The organism is Banduia mediterranea, assembly GCF_031846245.1.
In the GTDB taxonomy this organism is placed as follows: domain Bacteria; phylum Pseudomonadota; class Gammaproteobacteria; order Nevskiales; family Nevskiaceae; genus Banduia; species Banduia mediterranea.
Genome location: NZ_JAVRIC010000001.1, coordinates 144783 through 169765, shown reverse-complemented (window position 1 = coordinate 169765; position 24983 = coordinate 144783). Strand labels below are relative to the sequence as shown.

At 64.2% G+C, this 24983-nt stretch carries 28 protein-coding genes and 3 pseudogenes; 8 read left to right on the top strand and 23 right to left on the bottom strand.

Annotated elements, in window-relative coordinates; all coding sequences use genetic code 11:
* Positions 1-153 precede the first annotated feature (153 nt).
* From RM530_RS00815 to RM530_RS00805, 3 genes are read left to right on the top strand one after another with little or no spacing between them, the layout of a single operon-like run.
* Positions 154-876, top strand: coding sequence for a C39 family peptidase (locus tag RM530_RS00815; protein ID WP_311363300.1), 723 nt, complete (start codon positions 154-156; stop codon positions 874-876).
* On the top strand, positions 873-2345 hold the full coding sequence (locus RM530_RS00810; protein ID WP_311363299.1) for a RimK family ATP-grasp domain-containing protein: 1473 nt from the start codon (positions 873-875) through the stop codon (positions 2343-2345). Before RM530_RS00815 ends, RM530_RS00810 begins: the two co-directional genes overlap by 4 nt.
* Before the next feature lies 1 nt (position 2346).
* A complete protein-coding gene (locus tag RM530_RS00805; RefSeq protein ID WP_311363298.1) occupies positions 2347-2802 on the top strand; it encodes a GNAT family N-acetyltransferase in 456 nt (151 codons plus the stop codon).
* A 13-nt stretch (positions 2803-2815) separates the two neighbouring features.
* Here the strand turns inward: RM530_RS00805 and hepT are convergent, their stop codons facing one another.
* The 9 genes and pseudogenes from hepT to rph form a co-directional block, all read right to left on the bottom strand.
* Positions 2816-3241, bottom strand: a complete 426-nt coding sequence (hepT, locus tag RM530_RS00800; protein WP_349256143.1) for a type VII toxin-antitoxin system HepT family RNase toxin — start codon at positions 3239-3241, stop codon at positions 2816-2818.
* Positions 3231-3626 carry a type VII toxin-antitoxin system MntA family adenylyltransferase antitoxin gene (gene mntA, locus RM530_RS00795; RefSeq protein WP_311363296.1) on the bottom strand — a complete coding sequence of 132 codons (396 nt, stop codon included), beginning with the start codon at positions 3624-3626 and terminating at the stop codon, positions 3231-3233. Before mntA ends, hepT begins: the two co-directional genes overlap by 11 nt.
* A gap of 87 nt (positions 3627-3713) precedes the next feature.
* On the bottom strand, positions 3714-5000 hold the full coding sequence (locus RM530_RS00790; protein ID WP_311363295.1) for a citrate synthase: 1287 nt from the start codon (positions 4998-5000) through the stop codon (positions 3714-3716).
* 282 nt (positions 5001-5282) lie between these two features.
* Positions 5283-5528, bottom strand: coding sequence for a type B 50S ribosomal protein L31 (locus tag RM530_RS00785; protein WP_311363294.1), 246 nt, complete (start codon positions 5526-5528; stop codon positions 5283-5285).
* A 114-nt stretch (positions 5529-5642) separates the two neighbouring features.
* Positions 5643-5825, bottom strand: a complete 183-nt coding sequence (locus RM530_RS00780; protein WP_311363293.1) for a CPXCG motif-containing cysteine-rich protein — start codon at positions 5823-5825, stop codon at positions 5643-5645.
* The gene (gene hemW / locus RM530_RS00775) at positions 5818-6987 is read right to left on the bottom strand and encodes a radical SAM family heme chaperone HemW (RefSeq protein ID WP_311363292.1); all 1170 of its coding nucleotides are present in this window, start codon (positions 6985-6987) and stop codon (positions 5818-5820) included. The genes RM530_RS00780 and hemW overlap by 8 nt, the downstream gene beginning before the upstream one ends.
* A complete protein-coding gene (rdgB, locus tag RM530_RS18575) occupies positions 6981-7526 on the bottom strand; it encodes an RdgB/HAM1 family non-canonical purine NTP pyrophosphatase (RefSeq protein WP_432276067.1) in 546 nt (181 codons plus the stop codon). The genes hemW and rdgB overlap by 7 nt, the downstream gene beginning before the upstream one ends.
* 90 nt (positions 7527-7616) lie before the next feature.
* Positions 7617-8024: pseudogene (locus RM530_RS18570) on the bottom strand (GNAT family acetyltransferase); the annotation flags it as partial.
* Positions 8025-8033: 9 nt separating this feature from the next.
* Complete coding sequence (gene rph / locus RM530_RS00765; RefSeq protein WP_311363290.1) at positions 8034-8753, bottom strand: ribonuclease PH; 720 nt, start codon at positions 8751-8753, stop codon at positions 8034-8036.
* 384 nt (positions 8754-9137) lie between these two features.
* On the opposite strand from rph, the gene RM530_RS00760 reads away from it, so the two are divergent.
* Positions 9138-9557: a SufE family protein gene (locus RM530_RS00760; RefSeq protein WP_311363289.1), complete on the top strand. Its 420-nt coding sequence runs from the start codon at positions 9138-9140 to the stop codon at positions 9555-9557.
* Positions 9541-10008, top strand: coding sequence for a DUF4124 domain-containing protein (locus RM530_RS00755; protein ID WP_311363288.1), 468 nt, complete (start codon positions 9541-9543; stop codon positions 10006-10008). The genes RM530_RS00760 and RM530_RS00755 overlap by 17 nt, the downstream gene beginning before the upstream one ends.
* A 170-nt stretch (positions 10009-10178) precedes the next feature.
* Here RM530_RS00755 and RM530_RS00750 read toward each other — a convergent pair whose 3' ends face one another.
* Positions 10179-10364: a CsbD family protein gene (locus RM530_RS00750; protein ID WP_311363287.1), complete on the bottom strand. Its 186-nt coding sequence runs from the start codon at positions 10362-10364 to the stop codon at positions 10179-10181.
* 155 nt (positions 10365-10519) lie between these two features.
* Between RM530_RS00750 and RM530_RS00745 the strand changes: the two are divergent.
* A pseudogene (locus RM530_RS00745) lies at positions 10520-10720 on the top strand (hypothetical protein); the annotation flags it as partial.
* Positions 10721-11013: 293 nt separating this feature from the next.
* Here RM530_RS00745 and glmS read toward each other — a convergent pair.
* The 12 genes and pseudogenes from glmS to RM530_RS00685 form a co-directional block, all read right to left on the bottom strand.
* A complete protein-coding gene (glmS, locus tag RM530_RS00740; protein ID WP_311363285.1) occupies positions 11014-12849 on the bottom strand; it encodes a glutamine--fructose-6-phosphate transaminase (isomerizing) in 1836 nt (611 codons plus the stop codon).
* A 55-nt stretch (positions 12850-12904) separates the two neighbouring features.
* Positions 12905-14293 (bottom strand): bifunctional UDP-N-acetylglucosamine diphosphorylase/glucosamine-1-phosphate N-acetyltransferase GlmU, encoded by a 1389-nt coding sequence (gene glmU, locus RM530_RS00735; RefSeq protein WP_311363284.1) that lies wholly within the window; start codon positions 14291-14293, stop codon positions 12905-12907.
* A gap of 225 nt (positions 14294-14518) precedes the next feature.
* Positions 14519-14746 (bottom strand): annotated as a pseudogene (locus tag RM530_RS00730) (IS701 family transposase); the annotation flags it as partial.
* Between the two features lie 3 nt (positions 14747-14749).
* Positions 14750-14938, bottom strand: a complete 189-nt coding sequence (locus RM530_RS00725; protein WP_432276064.1) for a transposase — start codon at positions 14936-14938, stop codon at positions 14750-14752.
* Positions 14939-15006: 68 nt separating this feature from the next.
* Positions 15007-15873 carry a PHP domain-containing protein gene (locus tag RM530_RS00720; RefSeq protein WP_311363283.1) on the bottom strand — a complete coding sequence of 289 codons (867 nt, stop codon included), beginning with the start codon at positions 15871-15873 and terminating at the stop codon, positions 15007-15009.
* A complete protein-coding gene (locus tag RM530_RS00715; RefSeq protein ID WP_311363282.1) occupies positions 15873-16748 on the bottom strand; it encodes a DNA ligase in 876 nt (291 codons plus the stop codon). The genes RM530_RS00720 and RM530_RS00715 overlap by 1 nt, the downstream gene beginning before the upstream one ends.
* Before the next feature lie 120 nt (positions 16749-16868).
* Complete coding sequence (locus RM530_RS00710) at positions 16869-17234, bottom strand: hypothetical protein (protein ID WP_311363281.1); 366 nt, start codon at positions 17232-17234, stop codon at positions 16869-16871.
* 148 nt (positions 17235-17382) lie between these two features.
* The gene (locus RM530_RS00705; protein WP_311363280.1) at positions 17383-18294 is read right to left on the bottom strand and encodes a lipid kinase; all 912 of its coding nucleotides are present in this window, start codon (positions 18292-18294) and stop codon (positions 17383-17385) included.
* Between the two features lie 59 nt (positions 18295-18353).
* Positions 18354-19295, bottom strand: a complete 942-nt coding sequence (locus RM530_RS00700) for a D-2-hydroxyacid dehydrogenase (RefSeq protein ID WP_311363279.1) — start codon at positions 19293-19295, stop codon at positions 18354-18356.
* A 69-nt stretch (positions 19296-19364) separates the two neighbouring features.
* Positions 19365-19553, bottom strand: a complete 189-nt coding sequence (locus RM530_RS00695; RefSeq protein ID WP_311363278.1) for a hypothetical protein — start codon at positions 19551-19553, stop codon at positions 19365-19367.
* 190 nt (positions 19554-19743) lie between these two features.
* Entirely contained in the window at positions 19744-20157 is a 414-nt protein-coding gene (gene mscL / locus RM530_RS00690; RefSeq protein ID WP_311363277.1) for a large-conductance mechanosensitive channel protein MscL, read from the bottom strand.
* A gap of 117 nt (positions 20158-20274) precedes the next feature.
* Entirely contained in the window at positions 20275-21138 is an 864-nt protein-coding gene (locus tag RM530_RS00685) for an NAD-dependent epimerase/dehydratase family protein (protein ID WP_311363276.1), read from the bottom strand.
* Between RM530_RS00685 and RM530_RS00680 the strand changes: the two genes are divergently transcribed.
* Positions 21137-22162: a 2Fe-2S iron-sulfur cluster-binding protein gene (locus RM530_RS00680; protein WP_311363275.1), complete on the top strand. Its 1026-nt coding sequence runs from the start codon at positions 21137-21139 to the stop codon at positions 22160-22162. The two genes, RM530_RS00685 and RM530_RS00680, sit on opposite strands and share 2 nt — an antisense overlap.
* 8 nt (positions 22163-22170) lie before the next feature.
* Here RM530_RS00680 and RM530_RS00675 read toward each other — a convergent pair whose 3' ends face one another.
* Positions 22171-22926, bottom strand: coding sequence for a DUF4197 family protein (locus tag RM530_RS00675; protein WP_311363274.1), 756 nt, complete (start codon positions 22924-22926; stop codon positions 22171-22173).
* A 201-nt stretch (positions 22927-23127) separates the two neighbouring features.
* Here RM530_RS00675 and typA point away from each other — a divergent pair, with 201 nt between their 5' ends.
* Positions 23128-24960 (top strand): translational GTPase TypA, encoded by a 1833-nt coding sequence (typA, locus tag RM530_RS00670; RefSeq protein ID WP_311363273.1) that lies wholly within the window; start codon positions 23128-23130, stop codon positions 24958-24960.
* Positions 24961-24983: the final 23 nt, after the last annotated feature.

Genomic DNA, 24983 nt, shown 5'->3' with positions numbered 1-24983 from the left:
ACGGCTGACCGGAGCGCTGTCTCGAACGGCGACGCCACCGCACGAATCATCTGGACGCGCCACGACGCAATCAGCACACTGCGCATCCGTCCGTGCGCGAGGCGAAAATTCACGTCGGTTCAGTGCAGCCGACGGACCTGGACACTCATAACAATGACTACGCGGATTTCGTTCGCCATCCCGGCTCAACCGACCGAAACCACTTGCGGGCCGACCTGTCTGCACGCGGTTTATCGTTACTACGGTGACGATATCAGCCTGGACGAGGTGATCGCGGAAACCCGCGCGCTGCGCGAAGGCGGCACGCTCGACGCCTTTCTGGCTGACCACGCGCTGCGCCGCGGCTATCGCGCAACGATCTACATGCACAATCTATCCCTGTTCGACCCGACCTGGTTCGAGCTGTCCAAGTCGGCGATCATCGACAAGCTGCGCCACCAGTGGGCGATCAAGGAGGCACGCCACCCCAAGATCGCGATCGCCACCAAGGGCTACATCGATTTCCTCGAAATGGGCGGTGAGCTCAAGATCGCGGACCTGACCGGCAAACTGTTGCGCCATTATCTATCGCGCGGAATCCCGGTGATGACCGGCCTGTCCTCGACCTGGCTGTACCGCACTCCGCGCGAACTCGACGACACCACCGAAGACGATCTCAACGGCGAGCCGGCCGGACACTTCGTGGTGCTGTCTGGCTACGACCGTGCCAAACGCGAGGTCTGGGTGGCCGACCCCTACGAAGGCAATCCCTACAGCGAAGCGCGATCCTATCCCGTGAAGATCGAGCGGCTGATCGCCTCGGTACTGCTGGGCGTGGTGTCCTTCGACTGCAATCTGCTGGTCATCGAACCCTGCAAAAGGAGCATTGGAGCGTGAGCGGCATTGTCATTGTCGACCAACTGTCGGACTGGCCCGTGGAGATTCCCGGCGTGGACGTGGTCACGGCCTGGGACTACCTGACGCAGGACGAATTCACGCGCAGCCGGCGCACGCGCATCTACAACCTGTGCCGCTCGTTCAGCTATCAATCCACCGGCTACTACGTGTCGCTGCTGGCCGGCGCGCGCGACCATCGGCCCTTGCCGGACATCACCACGATCCAGGATCTCAAGCTCGCCGAAAGTCCACGCGTGGTCGCCGACGAAGTCGATGAGCTGATCGAAAAGAGCCTGTCGCGCATCGGTGGCGAGCGCTATGTGCTCAACGTGTATTTCGGGCGCAGTCTGGCCAAGCGGCATGAACGTCTGGCCGCGGCGCTGTTCAACCTGTTTCCGGCACCGCTGTTGCAGGCCAAGTTCTCGTGGCGGGGCGACGAATGGCGCGTCGACGCCCTGGGCCCGATTGCGCTCGGCGAGATTCCGGAGACGCATCACGAATTCATGCTGGAGTCGGCGCTCGACTACTTCCTGCGCAAGCGCTCGCCGCGCCGCACCACGCGCGATTCGTATCGCTATGACATGGCGTTTCTGGTCAACGAGGACGAGAAGGAACCGCCATCGAACCCGCGCGCGATCAAGCTGTTCGAAAAGGCCGCCGAAGACCTCGGCTTCGACGTGGAGATCCTCGACAAGGGCGACTACGGCCACGTCGCCGAATTCGACGCCCTGTTCATACGCGAGACCACCGCCGTCAATCATCACACCTACCGCTTCTCGCGCCGCGCCGCGCGCGAGGGCCTGGTGGTGGTCGACGATCCCTTGTCGATCCTGCGCTGTTCGAACAAGGTGTTTCTCGCGCAGCTGATGGACCGCCACCGCATCCCCACGCCGAAAACCGTGCTGATCCACCCGCGCAACCTCAAGCAGGCCGCGGCCGAACTCGGCTTTCCGTGTGTGCTCAAACAACCGGACTCGGCCTTCTCCAAGGGCGTGATCAAGGTCGACGACGCGGCGGAGTTCCGCCGCAAGGCCGCGGACATGCTGGAACGCTCGGACCTGATCGTGGCCCAGGCCTTCGAACCCACCGAATACGACTGGCGGATCGGCGTGCTCGACGGCGAGCCGCTGTACGCCTGCCGTTACTACATGGCGCCCAAACACTGGCAGATCGTCAAGCGCGACAGCAAGGGCAGCAAGTCCGAGGGTGAGCATGAAACCCTGGATATCGCGGACGTGCCGAAGCCGGTGCTCAACGTGGCCGTGCAGGCCGCACGCGCGATCGGCAGCGGACTGTACGGCGTGGACCTCAAGCAGTTCGGCAAGCGCGTCAAGGTGATCGAGGTCAACGACAACCCGAACCTCGACTTCGGCGTGGAAGACCTGGTGCTCAAGGAGGCGCTGTACCGCAAGGTGATGGAGTTCTTCCTGCGCCGCCTGGAGTCGCGCGTTCGCGAAGGTGCGCGCTGAAATGGCGTCACAGCCGGAGGTCCGCGTGCGTCGCGCCCGGCGCGAAGACGCCGAGGCGATCATCGCGCTCGAACAGCTGTTCCCCGGCGACCGCATGTCGGACCGCGCGATCCGGCGTCTGCTCGGCGTGCCCAGCGCCGCCGCCTGGGTGGCGCTGCGCCAACGCTGGACCTGTGGCGCCCTGGTGATGACCACGCGCCGCGGCTCCACGATCGCGCGCATCTATTCGCTGGTGGTGCATCCCGAGGCGCGCGGTCACGGCCTGGGCATCCGCCTGGTCCACGCGGCCCAGACGGAAGCGCGCAAGCGCGGTTGCCGCACGATGTCGCTGGAAGTGCGCGCCGACAACCAGGCGGCACGCGCGCTCTACGAACGGCTCGGCTATCACCTGCACGCCTGCCTGCCGGACTACTACGAAGACGGCGAAACCGGCCTGCGGCTGCGGCGTACATTCTGAACCACGGTCCGCTTCAGGGAGAGGTGCCCGCGTCCTTTCGCAAGAGCCGGCCGGTGTATTGCAGAAATTCATCCAGATGCCGAGTGATCACTGCGATCACGATCGGTATCTGCAACTGCTGATACGCATGCACCGCGATATTGCGGAATCCGACCATGCGCTTCAGTGACTCGGCCAGCTGCGCGTCGATCCATCCGTGATCGGCGAGTATCGAAAATACGTCCCGTGCACTTTGCGGCAAACCCATCGCCTCGCGCCGAATGAGGTGCTGGCCCATGTCCAACGCCACCTCGCAGGCACGCTGAATATTGAGGATGGCGGCATCCTGGCGAGTCGAATCGGCGGGGAACGCCGCAGGGTCGTGTTCGTATTCCTCACGCGCCCTGGCAACGCAGCGTTCGATGCTCGCGGCCTTGTTCAGCAGCACATCATCGACCATGCACGTATCCCCGCTCACGAATGTCAGCGATCAGGCCCGCGCGCGCAGCATCGAGTTCGATTTTCTCGCTGAGTATGAAACTTTCGTAGTTTGACGCCTGAGAGTCGAGCGCCCACAGGCGCCGCCCACGCGTGATGATCTGGTATTGCATGACCGTGGATGCCGCGACCAGATCAACCAGGTCCACGTCGCAGTTCGCGGCAGCGGCCAAGCTGCCGGACAGCATCCATAGCTGCTCAGGATCAAGGCGCCGCCCGGCGTATATCGCCATGTCGAGATCGCTGTCCGGCCGCGCCTCGTCGCGCGCATGGCTGCCGAACAGGTAGACGGCGAGCAGTCCGTCCAGCGACTGCCTAAGCTGATGCACAAGCGGCTGTAAGTCCATGCGGTGTTGCGATGAGTGAAACAAGTCATCTCAGCGTAAACGAAAAACGCCCGCAAAAGCGGGCGTTTTCTCGACGCGGCGCTGGACTCAGCGCTTGTCGACCGTCACGTAGTCACGCTTGTCGGCGCCCATGTAGACCTGACGCGGACGTGCGATCTTCAGCGGCTCGGACACCATTTCCGACCAGTGGGCAACCCAGCCCACGGTACGGGCGATAGCGAACATCGGGGTGAACATGTTCACCGGGATGCCGAGCGCCTTGTAGATGATGCCGGAGTAGAAGTCGACGTTCGGATAGAGCTTGCGCTCCTTGAAGTAGTCGTCCGACAGCGCCACCTCTTCGAGCTTCATTGCCAGTTCGAGCTGCGGGTCGTTTTCCTTGCCGAGGTGCTTGAGCACACGATGGCAGTGCTCGCGAATGATCGTGGCGCGCGGGTCGAAATTCTTGTACACGCGATGGCCGAAGCCCATCAGGCGCACGCCTTCAACCTTGTCCTTGACCTTCTGCAGGAACTCGGGGGCCTTGTCCGGGGTGCCGATTTCTTCGAGCATCTTCAGCACGGCCTCGTTGGCGCCGCCGTGCGCTGGCCCCCACAGGGCCGCAATGCCGGATGAAATCGCGGCATACGGATTGGTGCCAGTGGAGCCGGCCATGCGCACCGTGGAAGTCGAAGCGTTCTGCTCGTGGTCGGCGTGCAGGATGAACAGCACGTCCAGCGCCTTGGCTGCGATCGGGTCGACCTCGTAGGGCTCGGCCGGCACCGAGAACATCATGTGCAGCAGATTGCTGCAGTAGTCGAGGTTGTTCTGCGGATACATGAACGGCTGGCCGAAGTACTTCTTGTAGGCCGCCGCGGCGATCGTCGGAATCTTGGCGATCATGCGATGCGCGAAAATGTCGCGCTGCTTGGCATCCTTGCTGTTGCTGGTGTCGTGATAGAACGCGGACAGCGCGCCGACCACACCCGTCAGCATCGACATCGGATGCGCGTCGTAATAGAAACCGTCGAAAAAGCGCTTCACGCCCTCGTTGATCATCGTGTGGCGACTGATCGAGGCTTCGAACTCCTCGAGTGCGCTCGGGCTCGGCAGCTCTCCGTACAGGATCAGGTAGGCCACTTCGATGAAGCTGGAGTGTTCGGCGAGCTGATCCACGGGGTAGCCGCGATACAGCAGCACCCCAGCGTCACCATCGATATAGGTAATGGCGCTCTCGCAGGAACAGGTCGAGGTGAAGCCCGGATCGTAGGTGAAGACGTCCTCTTTTGCGTACACCTTGCCGACATCGAGGCCGATCGGGCCGAGAGTTCCCTGCTTGACGGGAAGTTCGAGCTTGGCGCCGGTGTCTTCGTTGATAAGGCTGTACTGAGCCATCATTCACTCCGGTTGGTCTGTTCTATAAGAAGCGGGCGAAGGGCCGGCGTTCACGCTCGAACCGCCCCTGAACACACGATTCCGGAGAGTCCGGGATGGTTAGGCGATCGGCAGGATTGACGTACGGCCGCGTACGCAGCAGCGGAATTATGCCTGTCGCGCGTGCTGCGCCGCAACGCGAACCGTGTCAGCGACGCGGACTGCCCCGCAAACGAAAACGAAAACGGCCGCGAAAAGCGGCCGTTTCATGAACCCGCAAGCGGATTCGGTATCAGTTCCGGATCAGGACTTCGCGTAGCGACGACGGAACTTGTCGACGCGGCCGGCGGTGTCGAGGATCTTCTGCTTGCCCGTGTAGAACGGATGCGAAGCGCTGGAGACTTCCATCTTGATCAGCGGGTATTCCTTGCCGTCTTCCCACTTGATGGTTTCGCGGCTCGACATGGTGGAACGCGTCAACAGCATGTAGTCGCTGGACATGTCCTGGAAGACCACGTAGTCGTACTTTGGATGGATATCGGCTTTCATCGGACAGCTACCGCAGGCGGGCGAAAAGGGCGCGAATTGTACGGCGACACCGCCGCCGCCGCAAGCGTGCCCGACGATGCACACCAAAGTCATATGAATGCCGCGATTCGCGCCCTACTCGCCCTCGGCCTGGATGTGCACGGAAAAGGCCTCACCATCGGTTTCCAGCCGAACCAGTATCGGCCGGCAACACACCGAGCAGTCCTCGGTATAGGTCTGCGCGCCCGCCGAAAGATCGAGTTCCAGCACGATGGTTTCCCAACAGTAGGGGCATTGGATTTCGGCGTCTTCAAGCATCGGGCAGAAACAGTTCGATCAGGCTGTTGAGATGGTCACGGCCGCGCGCACTGGGTCTGATCCGCTGCGGCGTGCGTTCGATCAGTCCCAGAGTCTGCGCCCTGACGAGCGGGATTTCGATGCTGTCCAGCGCCAGACCGGTCGCGTCGACGAAGGCCTGCGGCGCAAAACCCTCATGCAGGCGCAGCACATTCATCATGAATTCGAACGGCAGATCGGCTGACTCGACCACGCTGTCGCTCTGTAAGGCCGCGGCGCTGCCGGCGCCGGCCAGAAACAGTCTCGGCAACTTGTGGCGCGCGCGCCGACGGATTCCGGAGACGCCGGTTCCGATCTTGCCGTGCGCGCCGGCGCCAATGCCCAGATAGTCGCCGAATGTCCAGTAACTGAGATTGTGGCGCGCGCGGCGATTCGGCTTGGCGTAGGCCGAGACCTCGTACTGTGCATAGCCGGCCTCGGCCAGCAGCGCCTGACCCGCGGTATGAATTGCCCAGGCCACGTCATCGTCCGGCAACGGCGGTGGCGCAGCGGCGAAGGCGGTATTGGGTTCCAGCGTCAGGTGGTAGTACGACACGTGCTCGGGTGCCAGCGCGATCAGGGCGCGCAGATCCGTCTCGGCGGCCTCGGGCGTCTGCCGCGACAAGGCGAACATCAGGTCCAGATTGAGATTGTCGAATCCGGCGCGACGGGCGATGTCCACGGCACGAAGCGCATCGTCGCGGCCGTGGATGCGGCCCAGCACACGCAGCTGCGCATCGTCCATCGACTGCACGCCGATCGACAGGCGATTGACGCCAGCAGCGCGATAGCCGCGGAAATGCGATTCGTCAACCGTGCCGGGATTGGCTTCCAGTGTGACCTCGATGTCCGGCGCCATCGGCAGGCGCGCCGCCACCGCATCGAGCAGGCGCGCGATCGCCGCGTCGGAAAACAGGCTGGGTGTGCCGCCACCCATGAAAATCGAGCCGAGACCGCGCGCCGCCAGCGCCGTATCGAAACTGCGCAACTCGAAATCAAGATCGCGGATCAAGGCATCGACATAGGCGGTTTCGGGCACCTCGCCGCGCAGCGGGTGCGAGTTGAAATCGCAGTACGGGCATTTGCGCACGCACCACGGGAAGTGGACGTACAGCGCCAAAGGCTGCGCGTCCCGGCTCAGCACTCGTGCAGACGCTGCTGCAGCAGTGCCGCGGCGCGGCCGCGATGCGAGATCGCGTTCTTGATCTCCGGCGCCAGTTCGGCAGCACTGCACGCGGTCTCCGGCACGTAGAACAGCGGGTCGTAGCCGAATCCGGAGTCGCCTTGCGGCGCTTCGAGTATCCGGCCCCGCCAGGCGCCTTCGGCCACGATCGGTGTGGGGTCGTCGGGGTGCCTCAAATAGACCATCAGCGATACGAAACGCGCGGAACGATCCGCGCCTTGAATCGCCGCCAGCGATTCGATCAGCTTTTGGTTGTTGGCCTGATCGTCGCCATGCACGCCGGCGTAGCGTGCCGAGCGCACGCCCGGTGCGCCGCCGAGCGCCGCCACTTCCAGCCCCGAATCGTCCGCGATCGCCGGCAATCCGGACGTTGCGGCGGCATGGCGTGCCTTGATCAGCGCATTTTCGACGAAACTCACCGCGCTTTCCTCGGGCTCTTCGTCGCTGAATTCGGATACCGCGCGCACCCGCCAGCCGAGCGGCGACAGCAGCGCCTGCATCTCACGCAGTTTCTTGGTATTGCGGCTGGCCAGCACGACCTCGCGGGACGAGGATGCGGCGCTGGGCGGCGGAGTGCTGTCCTGCTCATCGATCAAGCGCTTGCCGAAGCTGTGCGTGGCGTCCTCGACATAGCCCAGCGCGGCATAGAAGCCGACGGCCGCGTTATTGTCATGCCGGATCTGCAGATTGATCTTGGGGCAGCCCGCCGCCTGCAAGCGGGTTTCGACCGCCTGCATCAACAGGCCGCCCAGGCCTCGGCGCTGATGCGAAGGGTCCACGCCCAGATAGTTGACCCAGCCGCGATGACCGTCGTAACCCGCCATCACGCTGGCGACCAGTTGCCGGTCGGTCTCGCCCACCAGAAACCACTCGCGCTGAACGTCGAGCTTGCGCAGGATGTCGCGGCGCGGGTCGTTCCAGGGCCGCGTCAGGCCGCAGCGCTGCCACAACGCGATCAGCGCTTCGGTGTCGGATTCGAGAAAGGGCCGGATCCGCATCGGCGAGGCTCAGCCTTCGAGCGCGGCCCGCTGCGCGGCGATCAGCTCGGAAATGCCCTTGGACGCCAGCCCCAGCATCGAATCCAGTTCGTCACGACGGAAGGCGTGGCCTTCCGCCGTGCCCTGCACCTCGACGAAGCCACCGGCTTCGTTCATGACGACGTTGAGATCGGTCTCGGCGCTGGAGTCCTCCACATAATCCAGGTCGAGCACCGGCGCGCCGTTGACAATACCGACCGACACCGCGGCGATCTGTCCGAACAGCGGTTCCTTCTTGAGCTTGCGCTGCTTGCGCAATTTGGCGAGCGCGTCCACCAGGGCGACATAGCCGCCGGTGATGCTTGCGGTGCGGGTGCCGCCGTCGGCCTGCAGTACATCGCAGTCGATGGTGATGGTGCAGCCGGCGAGCGCTTCGAGGTCCACGCAGGCGCGCAGGCTGCGGCCGATCAGGCGCTGGATTTCCAGCGTACGGCCGCTCTGCTTGCCCTGGGCCGCTTCGCGACGGCTGCGGCCGTGGGTGGCCCGCGGCAACATGCCGTACTCGGCCGTCAGCCAGCCCGCACCGGAATCGCGACGCCAACCCGGCACGCGCTCCTCCACCGTGGCGTTGCACAGGACCCGCGTGCCGCCGAAGCTCACGAGCACGGAGCCTTCCGCGTGTTCGGTAAAACCGCGAACGAAAGAGACAGGGCGAAGCTGGTCGGCGCTACGGCCGGAGTGTCGGGTCATCGAGCTGGGAACCTCAAAACGGCCGCGCAGTATAACTGCCGTGCCCCATTCCGCCCCCCGGCCAGGCGCCAAGACCCGCGCTTTGCAGGATCAGGACTACGGGCACTTGCGCGAAATTCCGACACTCCCGGTGCCAAGTGGTGCTCAATTCCCGCATCCAGCCGTCGATACTCTGCGTATTGGAGTACCAGACACATCCATAGAGGTCCATCCATGGCCCACCCGCCTCCCCGTAAATCGAAAGCTGTCGCCGCAAGCTGGCTGACGGCGAGCTTTGCGCGACTCACCGAAATGCTGGCGGGATTCTCCGCCGGGCTCTGGCTGGCGAGCGGACTGCTCTGGTAGTTCGCCACGAGTGATCATCCGCTCCTTACAATAGGGCGCATGAACGTTGATGAACTCGTCGAGAATTTCGAACTGCTGGGGCCCTGGGAAGAGCGCTACCGCTACCTGATCGACATCGGCCGCAAGTTGCCGCCGATGCCGGACACTGCCAAGAACGAGTCGAACAAAGTCCGTGGCTGCATGTCGCAGGTCTGGCTCGACCATGAGCTTGTTCCCGGCGAACCGAAGCGACTGAAGTTCTACGGTGATTCGGACGCTCACATCGTCAAAGGTCTTATCGCGCTACTGTTCATGCTGGTGTCCGAACGAACGCCCGACGAAATACTGAATCTGGATATCGCCGAGGCTTTCGCAAGGCTCGGCCTGGAGAACCAGATCACCATGAACCGCCGCAACGGTTTCTATTCGATGGTGGAGCGCATACGCGCCATGGCCGCCGAACATGCCGGCGCCGCCTGATTCGCTGCGCATGCCGGGCTGGGTCACGGCACTGATCCTGTGCCTGGCGAGCAGCGCCGCTGCCGCAAGCCCGGCCTATCGCTGGGTCGATGCTCAAGGCCAGGTCCATTATTCGCAGACACCTCCCGGACAGGGCGCCTACAGCAAGTACGAACCGCGGGCTCCCAGGGCTCACCCAGCACCCGCCGTGGAATCGATCGATGATTTCGTGGAGTCGAGTGAAACCGACGAACTCGCACGCGCCGCAGCAGAGCACGCACGCCAGGTCGCGCGAAATGAGCGCCAGCAGCAGTGCCAAGCCGCACGTGATCGATTGGCCTACCTTGACGCGAAGACGGCAAGGCGGCTGATGCGCGTCGACGACAATGGCGAGCGCGTGCGCTTCACTGAAGACATGTTCAACGCGGAGCGCGACAAGGCGCTCGAACAGATCGCCAGCAGCTGCGAATGAGGTCTGCCCACCCTTGTCACTCCGGACAAGCCGCAGCCTGACCCGGTATTCACGCGACCCGCCGAAAACCAGAAGGTGACCGTTGCCTGCCCGGTCCATCACCACCGATCGCCTCCCAGCAAAAAGGCGCCCCGTTCAGGACGCCTTTTTGTTGATGCGGTGATACGACACTAGTGGCTGACCACATCCTTCACCGTATCTTTGACCTTGCCGATCGTATCCTTGATCTTGCCGGTCTTCTGATCGACCTTGCCTTCATTCTCGAGCTGCTCGTCGCCGGAAACCTTGCCGGCACCTTCCTTGAACTTGCCCTTGAGGTTTTCGGTCTTGCCTTCGTAGCGCTTGTCGTCTGCCATCGGGATACTCCTTTGACGATTGGTACTGATGCGGACCAGCCAATATCTGCCGCCGGTCCTCCTTGAAGCCTGCGTACAGGGTGTGCCAGACGGCCTGAACTCTCGCTGAGAGTCCGCGTTCAGGCTCAGCGCAACCGTCCATGGCATCCCGATTCAAATACCAGGACGACGGCATCATCACCGGCCTGGACAATGTACGCGTGCTCGAAATCCGGCCGTTCAACCAGATGGGCACACCGATGCAGCTGATCCGCCCCTTCGGCAGCAAAACCGGGTTCGAGCAGGCCGTGCATGACTTGCAGGATGCGCTCTACCGGGACACGCGCCTGAGCGGGCCGGACGCAGCGGCAAGTTGACGGCATCGGCCGCATCAAACAGCATTGCATCGCACTTGCAATACGGTCGCCGCCCATGAAAACCGCAACCCTGCCGCCGCTACGCGTCACCCCGGACATGCGCGAAGCCGCCGAAAGCGTGTGATTTTCTATCTGGTTCGTGCAGGGGAGTCGACATCATCGGCGTGCTGCACAAGCGCATGGGTGTGCGGCTCTACTTTGACGACTTGGCGTGACCTCGCTGAAGCTTCAGCGAACCCATCCGGTTTCAGGCTCTTTGCGAACCAGCAAAGGCGCGCAAGCCGACAGGCTCGCTACTCCACCGTCACCGACTTCGCCAGATTCCTCGGCTGATCCACGTCGGTCCCGCGCAGCACGGCCACGTGGTAGGCCAGCAGTTGCAGCGGCACGGTGTAGATCAGCGGGGCCTGCAATGGCTCGATGTGCTCGGGCATGGTCATGATGTCCACCCCGTCGCTCGGAGTGAAACCGGTGTTGGGGTCGGCGAACACGAACAGACGACCGCCGCGCGCGCGCACTTCCTGCAGATTGGATTTGAGTTTTTCCAAGAGCCGGTCGTTGGGCGCGACAGCGATCACCGGCATGTCGTCGTCCACCAGCGCCAACGGGCCGTGCTTGAGTTCGCCGGCCGGATAGGCCTCGGCGTGGATGTAGGAGATTTCCTTGAGCTTGAGTGCACCTTCCATGGCTACCGGGTAGGTGGGCCCGCGGCCCAGGAACAGGGCGTGGTGCTTGTCGGCGAAGTGCCTCGCCCACACGCGAATCTGTGCATCCAGCTTCAGCGTCTGCTGCACCATTTCCGGCACGCGCTGCATCTGTCTGGCGTAGACGCCGACCAGGCGACGATCCACGCTGCGGCGCTGGCCGATGGCAAGCCCCAGCAGGCCCAGAGCGGCAAGTTGGGTGGTGAAGGCCTTGGTACTGGCTACGCCCACTTCGGGACCGGCGCGGGTCATCAGGCTGAGGTCGGCCTCGCGCACCAGCGAGGACTCGGCCACGTTGCAGATCGCGGCGGTAGCGACGTAGCCGATCTTCCTGGCTTCACGCAGGGCGGCCAGGGTGTCGGCGGTTTCGCCGGACTGGGAGATCGCGAGGAACAGGGTGCCGGGCTGCACCACCGGATTGCGGTAGCGGTATTCGCTGGCGACCTCGACGGTGCACGGTATGCGCGCGCCCTGCTCCAGGTAGTAACGCGCGACCAGCCCGGCGTGGTAGCTGGTGCCGCAGGCGACGATATGCACGTTGTCGACTTGTGGCAGGATTTCGGCGGCGCGGGGCCCGAAGGCGGCTTCCAGCACGTGATCGCCGAGGATGCGTTCGGACAAGGTGTCCGCGATTGCGCGCGGCTGCTCGTAGATTTCCTTGAGCATGTAGTGCGCGTAGTCACCGCGCTCCACGGCGTCCGCCGATTGCTCGGACACGGTGATCTCGCGTTCGACGATGTTTCCGTCAGCATCGTAGATGGTCACGCCATCAAGACGGACCTCAGCCATGTCACCCTCGTCGAGCACCGAAAACCGCCGCGTGACCGGCAGCAGCGCCTGAATGCCGGAGGCGACGAAGTTCTCGCCGTCTCCGTGCCCGATGACCAGCGGGCTGGCGATACGTGCGGTGACCAGGCGGTCCGGCTGCTGGGCGTCGAACACCACGATGGCGTAGGCGCCCTCGAAACGGCGCATGGCCTGGCGCACGGCCTCGGTCAGGTCGATGTCCTGCTTGAGCAGATCGTGGATCAGGTGCGCAATGACTTCGGTATCGGTTTCGGACCGGAATTCGTAGCCCCTGGCCGCGAGTTCTTCGCGGATCGATTCGTAGTTTTCGATGATGCCGTTGTGGATGACGGCAATCCGCTCGCCGGACAGGTGCGGATGCGCATTGGCTTCGGTCACGCCGCCGTGCGTGGCCCAGCGCGAATGCGCAATTCCAAGCCGCCCCCGGCACGGGCTCGCCTCCAGCTTCCTTTCGAGTTCGGAGACCTTGCCGACGGCGCGCCGCATGCAGATGGCGCCATTGTCCCCGAGCATGGCGAGGCCGGTGGAATCGTAGCCGCGATACTGCAAGCGGCGGATGCCTTCGACGAGAACTTCGCTGATGTCACGCTGCGCGATGGCGCCGACGATTCCGCACATTTCCTTGAATATTGCAGGGGGAAGACGGCCAGTATAAGGCCCGCCGCAAGGCGCCCTACTTCTTCTTGTCCGGGCGCTGCCAGTTGGGATAGGACTTCTGCTCGCGCGAACGCGCGATGCTCAGGGCACCGTCCGGTGCGTCGCGCGTGAGCACCGAGCCTGCGCCGACGGTGGCCTTGCTGCCGACCCGTACCGGCGCCACCAGCGAGGTGTTGGAACCGACGAAGGCGCCGTCCTCGATCACGGTGGTGTGCTTGTTGCTGCCGTCGTAGTTGCAGGTAATGGTGCCGGCGCCGATATTGACGCCACTGCCGATTGTTGCGTCACCCAGATAGCTGAGATGGTTGGCCTTGCTGCCGTGGCCGATCTGCGTCTTCTTGGTTTCCACGAAGTTGCCGATGTGCACTTCGTCTTCCAGCACGGTATCCGGCCGGATGCGGGCAAACGGCCCGATGCGGCAATCGCGCCCGATGTGGGCCGATTCGATCAGCGAATGTGCGGCAACCTGGGTCCCGGCGGCGATCTCGACATCGCGCAGCACGCAGTACGGACCGATGCGTACGCCATCACCCAGCCTCACCTTGCCTTCGATGATCACGCCGACATCAAGGCTGACATCGCGGCCGAATTCGAGCGCACCGCGCAGATCGAAGCGTGAGGGATCGGCGAGCCCGAGCCCGGCGCGTAACAGGCGCTCCGCTGCGGCCGCCTGGAACACGCGCTCCTGATGTGCCAGTTGCAGACGATCGTTGACCCCTTCGACTTCCGCCGCGCTGCTTGCGGTGACTGCCGCGACACGCTGCTTGTCGTCCACTGCCAGGCCCACGGCATCGGTCAGGTAGTACTCGCCCTTGGCGTTGTCGTTGCCAATCCGCTCCAGCCAGGCGCGCAGCGCTGAGGCCGGCGCGGTCAGCACGCCGGTATTCACCTCGCGGATCGCCTTCTGCCGGGTGTTGGCATCCTTGTCCTCGACGATGCGCTTCACCTTGAAACGCGCATCGCGCACGATCCGGCCGTAACCGCTGGGATCATCCAGCTCCACGGTGAGCAGGCCGAGTCCATCGTCAGCCTCGGCGATCAGACGGCGCAAAGTCTCCGGCCGGATCAAGGGCACGTCGCCATACAACACCAGCACGCGCGCGCCATTCGGAATCCTGGGCATGGCCTGCTTGACGGCGTGAGCGGTGCCCAGTTGCTCGGCCTGATGCACCCATTCGAGACCATCGAAACGCAGATCGTGCTCGTCGAAGTACGCCCGCACCGCATCACCACCGTGGCCATAGACCACATGGGTGCCAACGGCACCGAGGGCACGCGCCGCCTCCAGCACATGCGCCAGCATCGGGCGACCGGCGATCGGGTGCAGCACCTTGGGCAGGGCGCTTTTCATGCGCGTGCCCTTGCCCGCCGCCAGGACGATGCAGTGCAGGGAGGCAGTATTCATCGAAACTCCGGGTGGAAAATCCCGCAATGCTGCCAAAAAGCGAGGCTCCGCGTCAGCCGGCCATGAATCCCAGTTCTACTGTGTCAATAGAGTCATTGATTATTCGGCGCCCTTCGGATTCCGGGAGAGGCGGGCAGCCCACAGCACGGACATCGCGGTAGTCGTCGGATCAGGTGCGCTTGGATCAGGCGGCGCATGGTGGCGATCGAATCGGGTAGGTGTCGCTCAGGCCGGACGGGTAGCGCCGCGGGGGACGTAGTCGGCCGGAAGCGGTGCCACGTCGAGCAAAACGCCAGGGGGTTTTTTACTGCGGCGCTGTGCGCGCAGGCGTTCGCTCATCAAAAACCCATAGGCGGCAATGCTCATGCTGGCATGGTGGTGAAACCCTCGCCACGAGCGGCCTTCGAAATGGGATAGACCGACTTCCTGTTTGAGTTCCTGGTAGTCCCGTTGCCCTCAGTACTGGCGGGCCACGCCCACCGACGCCGGGGACAGCCGGGCGGCCATCGGCTGCATGCTCTTGCGCTCGCCATCCAGCAGCAGGCCCACGCAATAGTCCCGGCACGGCGCATGACGGTCCTTGTGCCCCAGCACCGACACCAAGCCCTCAAGATACCGATCCAGCCGAGCTTCCGATTGACCCATCCTTGAGAATCCGCTTCATGATGAGTCTAGCTTATTGAAATTGATGACATAGTAGAACTAGACGCTGCTCAGGCCAGCGCGGCTTCGATGACGGCGCGCTGGGTGGGCAGGCGTTCCCAGACCGGCGTGATGTCTACCGGCAAGGGCGGCAAGCGACCGAGACCGATCCAGGTCTGCCCGGGGTCGTGAAAGTCCGAGCCCACCGATCCGGCCAGATTGAAGCGACGCGTCTGCGCGGCGGCGAATTGCGTCTGGTCGCTCGGCGTGTTTCCGCAACAGACTTCGACGGCGTCGCCGCCCAGCGCGGCGAAGTCGGCGAACAGTTGCCGGAGCTTGGTGTTGCTGAGCTTGTACTTCATCGGGTGGGCCAACACCGCGCAACCGCCGGCCGCATGGATCACCTCGATGGCGCGGGCCAGCGTGATCCATTCGATCTTCACATCCGCAGGCTTGCCATTGCCGAGCAGATTCTTGAACGCCCGGCCGAGATCGCGGCTGACGCCGGATTCGACCAACAGCCGGGCGAAATGGGTGCGCGTGATCAGTCCGCCTTCGGCCAGGGCCTGCGCACGCTGCAGAGCATTGCTCAGGCCAAAACCTTCAAGCTTGTGCGCCATCGTTTCGGCGCGGGCGCGGCGGCGCGCCGAAACGATGGCGATGCAGTCATTCAAGGCGGATGCCCTGGGGTCGATACCCAGTCCGACGATGTGCACGCCTTGACGGTTCCAGGTGGTCGACAGTTCGATTCCGGGCAGCAGATGCAGGCCGGCTTCGGCCGCCGCGGCCTGCGCTTCGGGCAGGCCGGAGACACCATCATGATCGGTCAACGCCAACACGCGGACGCCGGCCGCGGACGCCGCCTGCACCACGGCGGCGGGACGCAGACGACCATCGGATGCCGTGGAGTGGCAATGCAGGTCGATGGGACTGGACATCAGGGCTGAGCGGGTTCGGCGGGCGGATCGGGTGGCGGCATCTCGTCGCGGATACGCATGAAGCGCGCGAAACGGGGAATGCCGTTGACGGTGAAGCCGTTGTAACGATACGTCACCCAGCTGCCCAGTGCCGGAGGATCGGCACGCTGCTCGTCCGAAAGGCCGCTGCCCAGGCGAAATTGCAGGCCATCCGGTCTTTCCACCACCAACGATCCGAGCACGCCCTGATATTTGCCCTGGCCCGGCACGTAGCCGACCACGCGCGCTTCGGCGTCGTCGTAAGGCTTGAGCTTGAGCAGATCGTCGCTGCGAATCGCGCGATACGGCGCCGCGCCGCGATGCAGCATCAGGCCTTCGCCGCCCGCCGCGACCACGCGATCGAGCCGTCGATCCAGTTCGGCGGCATTGGCGACATGGCTTTGTTCGATCAGCCGTAGCCAGGGAATCTGCAGCGTCGGTATCAATTCGCGCAGCGCGGCCAGGCGTTCGTCGAAGGTGCCGGGATGGGCCGGCAGGTCGAAGACCATGAACTTGAGCTCACGCCAGGCGACCTCGTCCGGTGTGGCGCGCCGTACGGTCCCGCTGAGTTCGGCGAAGCGCGCGCGGCCCATCCACAGCTCGCCGTCCAGCGGCTGCGACGGCCAGCCTTGCGTGAACCAGGGCGGCGCTTCGATGCGGTAGCCGCCGCGCGTGAGCAGTTCGGTGCCGCTCCAGTAGCCGCGTACGCCATCGAGCTTTTCGCTGACCCAGTAGGCGTCGAGATCGACGCCGGTCTCATAGCGCTCGGCCAGCATCAGTGCCGGCGGATTTGCCGCGCGAATCACGAGGGCTTGCGCGAACCACAGCACCAGACCGATTGTGATGATGAGCTTCATGCCGTACCCCTCCCAGGCTCAGGAGCCGGCACGATGCTTCAGTCCGGTCCCGTTTTGGACATGAGGCAGTGTCTCAGTAGTGGCGGCGCGAACCAAGCGGGCAACGCGGTAAAAGAATGCTCAGCGGGAGGCAGGCGGTCGCTGCTGGACGTTGATGGTCTCCAGGTGGCGACGCGCCACGCTGGATCCAGACCGCAGTTCATACACGCCAAGGATCAGCATCACTGCGGCGCTGGCGACCAATACCGGGTCGCTTTGCAGCAGCAGCGCCGCCGCCAGCAGCAGGGCGTTGATCCGAACCAGCCAGCGCGCCAGCCGCAAAGGCTGATCGAAGCCTTGCGCGTACCAGCGCAACAGGCGGTTATCGGCGTTGCGGCCCTCGCGGGCATGAACACAGCGGCGGTTGAGTCGGTACAGCAAACGTCCGTCGAGAAAGGCAGTGATGCCTACGATGATCAGCGCTGTCAGCAAAATGTAGTCGGTCATTGCGGTGCCCTCCATGTCTGCGCGCGAACCTCGGGTTCGTTCGCGAATGACGCTTGGATGACAATCTGATCGCTGCTGACGGCGGCGAACAGGACGCACAGGATCGGCGGCGGTACAACGGCGGCCGAACGGTCCCTGGCTGCTGGTTTCAGGCCGCTTCCTGATCGATACGCTTGTCGGGCAGGGTCTGCGACGCGAACACGCGCAAGGCCGTTGGATGGCAAACGAAGCGCGCCGGCGACTTGCCGATGATCTCGCCGTCTGCGGTGATCGTATGCGGACGTGTGGTGTCGATTTCCACCGCGCGGACCCGCTGCGTGAATACGTCCACCAGCTTGTGGGTGGAACCGGTGCGCAGGGCGAGCGCCACCTTGAGCCAGCGCCACCAGGGTTGTGGCGGCACCACGCAGAGGTCAAGCCCGGCATCGTCGATGCGCGCGTTTTCGGCAACCGGCGTGCCGCCGCCGTAGAACACGCCATTGCCCACCGTGACCTGCACGGTTTTCATCGTCATGCGCTGACCGTTGAAGCGCAGCGTGGCGTGAAAGCGTCGCAATACCCGTAGCGCGCTGGTGGCGGCGATCAGATAACTCAGCGGACCCAGCCAGCGCTTCAGGCTCGAATCGAGGTGGTGCGAAACCGCTACGCCGAAGCCGATATGCGCCACGTTGAGGAAGTAGTGTCCGTTGACTTCGCCGACATCGACGCTGACGGTTCGCCCTTCCGAAATCTGCGCGAAAGCGTCCTCGATCATGCTGGGCAGTTCCAGGGTTCTGGCGAAGTCGTTGGCGGTGCCCATGGGCACCACACCCAACGGCAGGTCGAGCCCGAAGATTCCGTTGAGCGCCAGATTGACCGTGCCGTCTCCGCCCGCGGCGATCACACGATCAATACGTCCACGATGCTGCTCGCACAGCTCGGCCAGCTCGCTGGCGCTCGACGGTGTGGCTTCCAGGACCTCGATCCCATGCCGGCGCAGCAGCTTGATGCCGGCGTCCAGATTGTTGTCGCCGTTGCGGGCGTGCGGGTTGTAGATCAACAACGCACATGGTTTGTTCAAGCGGGTGTGCCTGCGCTATATACCGACAGACAGTCTATGAAGCTGCCGGGAATGGAGGCTTAACGCAGCGCTTCGCGGAAGCGACGCAGATTCTGCGCGCTCAGGTTCACCATGTTCTGGCGCGCTTCGGGTGAGATCCAGGCACTGTGCGGCGTGACCAGCAGGTTCAGCGGTTCGTGCAGGGCCTCGATCAGCGCGTGCCCGTCCACCGGCGGCTCCTGCGGCAGGCTGTCCACGCCGAGACCGCCGAGACGACCGGTGCGCAAGGCATCGAGCGCCGCGAGTTCGTCGATGAGTCCGCCGCGTGCGCAGTTCAACAGCAGGACGCCGGGCTTGATGCGCGCCAGCAGCGATGCGTCGACCAGATGATGAGTCGCCTCGGTCAGCGGGCAATGCAGGCTCAGCACGTCGGCCTGTTCGATCAGGGCGGCCAGTGGCGGGCGCGAATCCTGCGATTCCTTGCCGGGACGGGCACAGAAACTGACGCGCATTTCAAAGGCCCGCGCCAGTCGGGCGACCGCCTGGCCGAGCGCGCCGGAACCGACGATGACCAGATGCTTGCCGGCCAGTTGCACCACGCGGTGATCCATCAGACAGAATCGCTCGCTGGTCTGCCACCGGCCCTCGGCGACATCGCGCTGGTAGCGCGGCAGCTGCGTGGCCAGCGCCAGCATCATCATCAGACAGTGCTGGGCGACGCTGGCGGTGCCGTAGGCTTCGACGTTGACGACCTCGATGCCACGCGCCTGCGCGGCGGCACGGTCGATGTTGTTGGTGCCGGTGGCCAGCACGCAGATCAGGCGCAGCGAGGGCAGTGCGTCGATTGCCTGCGCGTCGATCACCACTTTGTTGCTGAGCGCCACTTCGGCGCCTTGCAGGCGCTCGATCAGCTGATCGGCCGAAGTGGCGTCGTGAATGTCCAGTGAGTCGACTTGTTGCCGGATCGGGCCCAGGTCCACATCGTGGCCGAGGCTGCCGGCGTCCAGAAGCACTGCGCGCATGGCGGCTCGGGCAAGTAATGGAGCCCGATTGTAGAACGTGTGCCGCGCGGCTTGCCTATGTGGTGGCGATCAGCAGGCCACGCGTAGCGATGTGAGCTTGCCGCGCATGCTGCGCTTGGCGTTGCGCAACTTGGTGGTGGCGATCTGCAGAGTGGCTTCGAGCGCGGCAAGGGCTTCCACATCGCCCTCCTGCTGGATTTGACGCAGCAGATTCTGCACATGCAGCACGATCTTGCCGATTTCACGGTCCATGTTCATTGTTCCCCTCCCTAAACGCCCCGGAAACGCTCCAGCGTATCAGGGCGAAACGATAGTCGTGTCGCGCAGGCACGACAATCCCGTAGATGGGGGATAGAGCGACAAACTGTGTCGGACATCCCGGATTCCGGCATAGGGCAGGAACTACGCCGGAATCCGGTGCATCGACCGTCGGGCTTGAGCCCTGGATTTACTGGCGCGTCTTCAGCAGATCGCGAATCTCGCCGAGCAGCACTTGTTCCTTGCTTGGGGCCGGTGGCGCAGGTGGCGGGGCTGGCTTGGCCTCCTCCTTGCGGCGAACCGTATTGATGCCCTTGACCACCATGAAGATCACGCAGGCGATGATGATGAAATCGACGATCGTGAGGATGAACTGCCCGTAGCGGATCGCCACTTCAGGTGCGTTCTCGGAGGCTTGTTTGAGCACCACGGCCAGATTCCTGAACGGAACGCCGGCGATCAGCATGCCCAGCGGCGGCATGATCACATCGGCCACCAGCGAGGAGACGATTTTGCCGAAGGCGCCGCCGATGACGATACCAACCGTCATGTCGATGACGTTTCCGCGCATCGCGAACGTCTTGAATTCCTGCATCATGCTCATCCGAATCGTCTCCTGGCGGGTCTTGGCGGCTTTACGCTGGATCAATGCTGCCCGTTGGCCTGGCAGCGGGCCCGAGTATCACGCGGGGTGCCTGAGCCGCGCTTGAACCAAGCGCCTTCAGACGCAGTCCGCGAGTCCTTCGCGCAGGCTCGGATACCGCAGTACCACGCCCAGCTGCTCGCGCATGCGGTCGATCCGCAATCGTTTGGATTCCTCCAGAAACGACAGCATCGCCGGCGTCAGCGCGCGCCGTGCCTGTGCCATCGGGATTATCGGCGGCGGCGGCAGGCCCAGCCGCGTCGCGCAGCGCAGGAAGTAGTCCGCCATCGGGCTGGGATGGCCGTCGGCAATGTTGTACGCCGTGCCGTCGATACCGGACTGCGCCGCCGCGCAGGCGGCTGTGGCGAGATCTTCCGAATGGATGCGGTTGCTGTACGGGCTTTCGGCCGGGTCGATCACCGGCAAGCCTTGGCGCAGGCGTCGTTCCGGCAGCCGGCCCGGTCCGTAAATGCCGGGAACGCGCAGCACGACGGTCTCGCCGCCGCGAGCGCGCCACTCGGCCAGCGCGTTCTCGGCATCGACCCGGCGCCGCGCTCGATCGGTCTGGGGCTTGAACGGTTCGTCCTCGTCGATCCAGCGTCCTTCGCAATCGCCATAGACGCCGGACGTCGAGATGTAGACGATGCGCTCGATACCGCGTGCCGCGGCCAGCCAGTTGCGCAGGCGTGGGTCGCCGAGGCCGGCCTTGGGCGGCGGCGCGAACCAGAACAGCAGCGGGGCCTCGGGCGGTGTCGCGGGGCGGTCGAGATCGTATGCCAGCGCGGGAACGCCGTGTCCGGCCAGCCGGATCACGCCTGGCTCGGAAGAAACCACTCCGCTAATCTCGACGCCGCGCTCCAGAAGCCGCCGCGCGACGCGCTGGCCTATATCGCCGCAACCGACGATCAATGCCTTTCCCGACAGGGTGATTGCCCGATTCATGCACAAAGTCTATCTGGCCAACAGCGATACCGCGTTCGATGTTTCCGAAGGCGAAACCATCCTGGCCGCCGCGCAGCGCCAAGGCTTGAATCTACCGTTCGGCTGCCAGAGCGGTACTTGTGGCGCCTGCCGTGCCCAGGTGACGCAGGGCCGGGTCGAAACCCTGGGAGAACCGCCGGCCCTGAGTCCGGCGGAACGTGAAGCCGGCTTTACGCTGAGCTGCCTGGCCAGGCCGATGGGCGAAGTGCATCTGGATCTGCATCTGCCGGGTGCATTCGCGACCTTGAGACCACAGCTGTGGCCGGCGCGCGTGATCGGAAAGTGCTGGCTCGCGCATGACGTGATCGGCCTGAGCCTGCGGTTACCGCAAAGCGAACGGCCGTTGCGATGGCTTGCCGGCCAGTATCTGGATGTACTGACCGACGACGGCGCGCGCCGCAGCTTTTCGATCGCCAATGCCTCCGGCTCGGAGCTGATCGAGCTGCACCTGCGCGTGGTTCCGGGCGGCCGCTTCGCCAACTGGGTGGCGCACGACATGCCGCTGCGCACGATCCTGCGTTTCGAGGCGCCGCTGGGCGCCTTCTTCATCCGCGGCGACACGCGGCGGCCGATGGTGTTCATGGCCGGCGGCACCGGTCTGGCGCCGCTGCGGGCGATGCTCCAGGAATGCGTGCAACGCGGTGAAACGCGGCCGATGACGCTGTTCTGGGGGGCACGCGCGCAGCGCGACCTGTATTGCGACGCCGAGCTGCGTGAGCTGAGCGAACGTTGTCCGTCGTTGCGATACGTGCCCGTGCTGTCGGAGCCGGATGCAGACTGGCACGGTGCGCGCGGCTGGGTCCACGAGGAAGTGCTGCGGCAGGTCCCGGATATCGCCGGCCACGAGCTTTACATGAGCGGCCCGCCGCCGATGATCGAAGCCGGCAAACGCGCGTTCACCGAGGCCGGGCTCGATCCCGCCCGGATGTATTACGACAGCTTCGAATACGCGTACCGGACGTTTCCGGTCGCGAATGCTCCGTAGTCGAAAGGCTACGGAGAGATCGCTGCCCGCGCATTCTGTTGATACCAGCGCCGCAGGATGTCGACCCCGCCGCCGTCGCTGTCGCGGCGCAGCCGTGCTTCCTGACGCCCCATGGTCTTGAACAGTGCAGCGACGGCGCGATCGGCCACGAACGCGGACAGATCGTCGCGCGGACCGGCGAGAAAGGCGCCGAGGTCGCCGGCACCCAGTATCAGCGCTTCGTATTCGCGGTTCGCCTGGGTCTGGCGCAGGGCGAGGTCGACCAGCGGACCGAGCTGACGGCGCACGGTTTTGCCCGCCTGATTGCGCAGATAGGCGGTGGCGGCGACATCGCCACCCGCGACGCGGCCGCCAGCCGGCCACTGCACCGCCAGCGTCACATCGGATAGCGGACCACCGAAATCGGCGATCGCCAGTTCCGCAGCGTGATTGATCGACTTGTGGAAGGTCTGCAGTTCCTGCGAATAGCCACGCATCGTCAGATAGCGCGAGGCACGTTTCATCATTCTGGGCAGGGGAATGCGCAGACCGGGGTCGTTCCAGATCGCCTCGCGCTTGGCCAGCTGCGCGACGCTGCGCTGGCCACTGATTTCGAGCAGCTGGCGCATCGCGCTGCCGGTATCGACGCTTTTCACTACCGGCGACGGCGGCGATGGCGCCGGCGGCGATGGCTTGCGCGCTACGGGCGCGGAGGCACAGCCGGCCAGCAGTGCCGACACCAAGATCAGCCTGCGCAGCTGCGGTGCTGTCGCTCCCTGTCCCATGATTCAATCCGTGAACGTCCTGAGCCGGTGCCTGTCCGGGCACCGCCTTGAAATGCACGATGCGTGCGTATTGCGCGGCCTGGCGCTGCACACTACCGGCGTCACCCTTCCGAGCGTATAATCCGCCGCCTTTTACCCGCGTGGCCGTCCGGCCATGCGCGCTAGCGCCGTTTCCCGGCCCCTGATCGAGCAGCCGTCCCCGTGATTCAGAATTTACGCAACATCGCCATCATCGCGCACGTCGACCATGGCAAGACCACTCTCGTCGACAAGCTGCTGCGTCAGTCCGGCACGCTGGACAAGCGCGAGGACCTCGGCGAACGCATCATGGATTCCAACGCGCTCGAAAAGGAGCGCGGCATCACCATTCTGGCGAAGAACACCGCGCTGCGCTGGACCGACCCGCGCAACGATACCGAATTCCGCATCAACATCGTCGACACCCCGGGCCATGCCGATTTCGGTGGCGAGGTCGAGCGTGTGCTGTCGATGGTGGACTCGGTACTGTTGCTGGTCGACGCCGTGGACGGCCCGATGCCGCAGACGCGCTTCGTCACGCAGAAGGCGTTTGCGCTGGGCCTGAAGCCGATCGTCGTCATCAACAAGATCGACCGCCCGGGCGCGCGACCGAACTGGGTCATCGACCAGGTGTTCGACCTGTTCGACAAGCTCGGCGCCACCGACGAGCAGCTCGACTTCCCGTTCATCTACGCCTCCGCCCTGCAGGGCTATGCGGGCGAGGATGAGAACGTGCGCGAGGGCGACATGACGCCGCTGTTCCAGACCATCGTCGACAAGGTGTCGTCGCCGGACGTGGACCCGGAAGGCGCGTTCCAGATGCAGGTGATCTCGCTGGAGTATTCCAACTTCGTCGGCATCATCGGCACCGGCCGCATCAAGCGCGGCAAGGTGCGTCCGAACATGCCGGTGTCCGTGGTCAGCCGGGACGGCACGGTGCGCAACGGCAAGATTCTGCAGGTGATGGGCTTTCTCGGCCTCAACAAGATCGAGGCGACCGAAGCGCAGGCCGGCGACATCGTGGCGCTGTCCGGCATCGACGACCTCGGCATCTCCGAGACGATCTGCGACGCCAAGTCACCCGATGCCCTGCCGACGTTGCAGGTCGACGAACCGACGATGAGCATGACCTTCGAGGTCAACAAATCCCCGTTCGCCGGCAAGGAAGGCAAGTTCATCACCAGCCGCCAGATCGGTGACCGCCTGCAACGCGAACTCAAGACCAACGTCGCGCTGCGCGTGGAACCCACGGCCGACCCGGACAAGTTCCGCGTGTCCGGTCGCGGCCTGCTGCATCTGGGCATTCTCATCGAGAACATGCGCCGCGAGGGCTACGAACTGGCGGTGTCGCGTCCGCAGGTGATCCTGCGCGAGGTCGACGGCGAAATTCACGAACCGTTCGAAATCCTGACCGCCGACGTGGAAGAGGCGACCCAGGGCAGCGTGATTCAGGGCTTGTCCGAGCGTGGTGGCCGCATGCAGAACATGGTGCCGGACGGCAAGGGCCGGGTTCGCCTGGAGTACGCGATTCCCTCACGTGGCCTGATCGGCTTCCAGACCGAGTTCATGTCCATGACCTCGGGCACCGGCCTGCTTGCCCACAACTTCGACCACTTCGGCCCCAAGGCTGACGCGGATGTCGGTAATCGCCACAACGGCGTGCTGATCTCCAACGAGCAGGGCAAGGCGCTGGCCTATTCGCTGTTCAACCTGCAGGATCGCGGCCGCATGATGGCCGAGCCGGGCGACGAGGTGTATGAAGGCCAGATCGTCGGCATCCATTCGCGTGACAACGATCTGGTCGTCAATATCCTCAAGGGCAAGAAGCTGACCAACGTCCGTGCCTCCGGCAGCGACGAAAACGTGCTGCTCACGCCCGCGGTGAAGATGAGCCTGGAACAGGCGCTGGAATTCATCAATGACGATGAGCTGGTGGAGATCACGCCGCAGTCGATCCGCGTGCGCAAAAAGTTCCTCAAGGAACACGAGCGCAAGCGCTCGTACCGCGGCGACTGATCCCGGGGCGGTTGTCACGAACC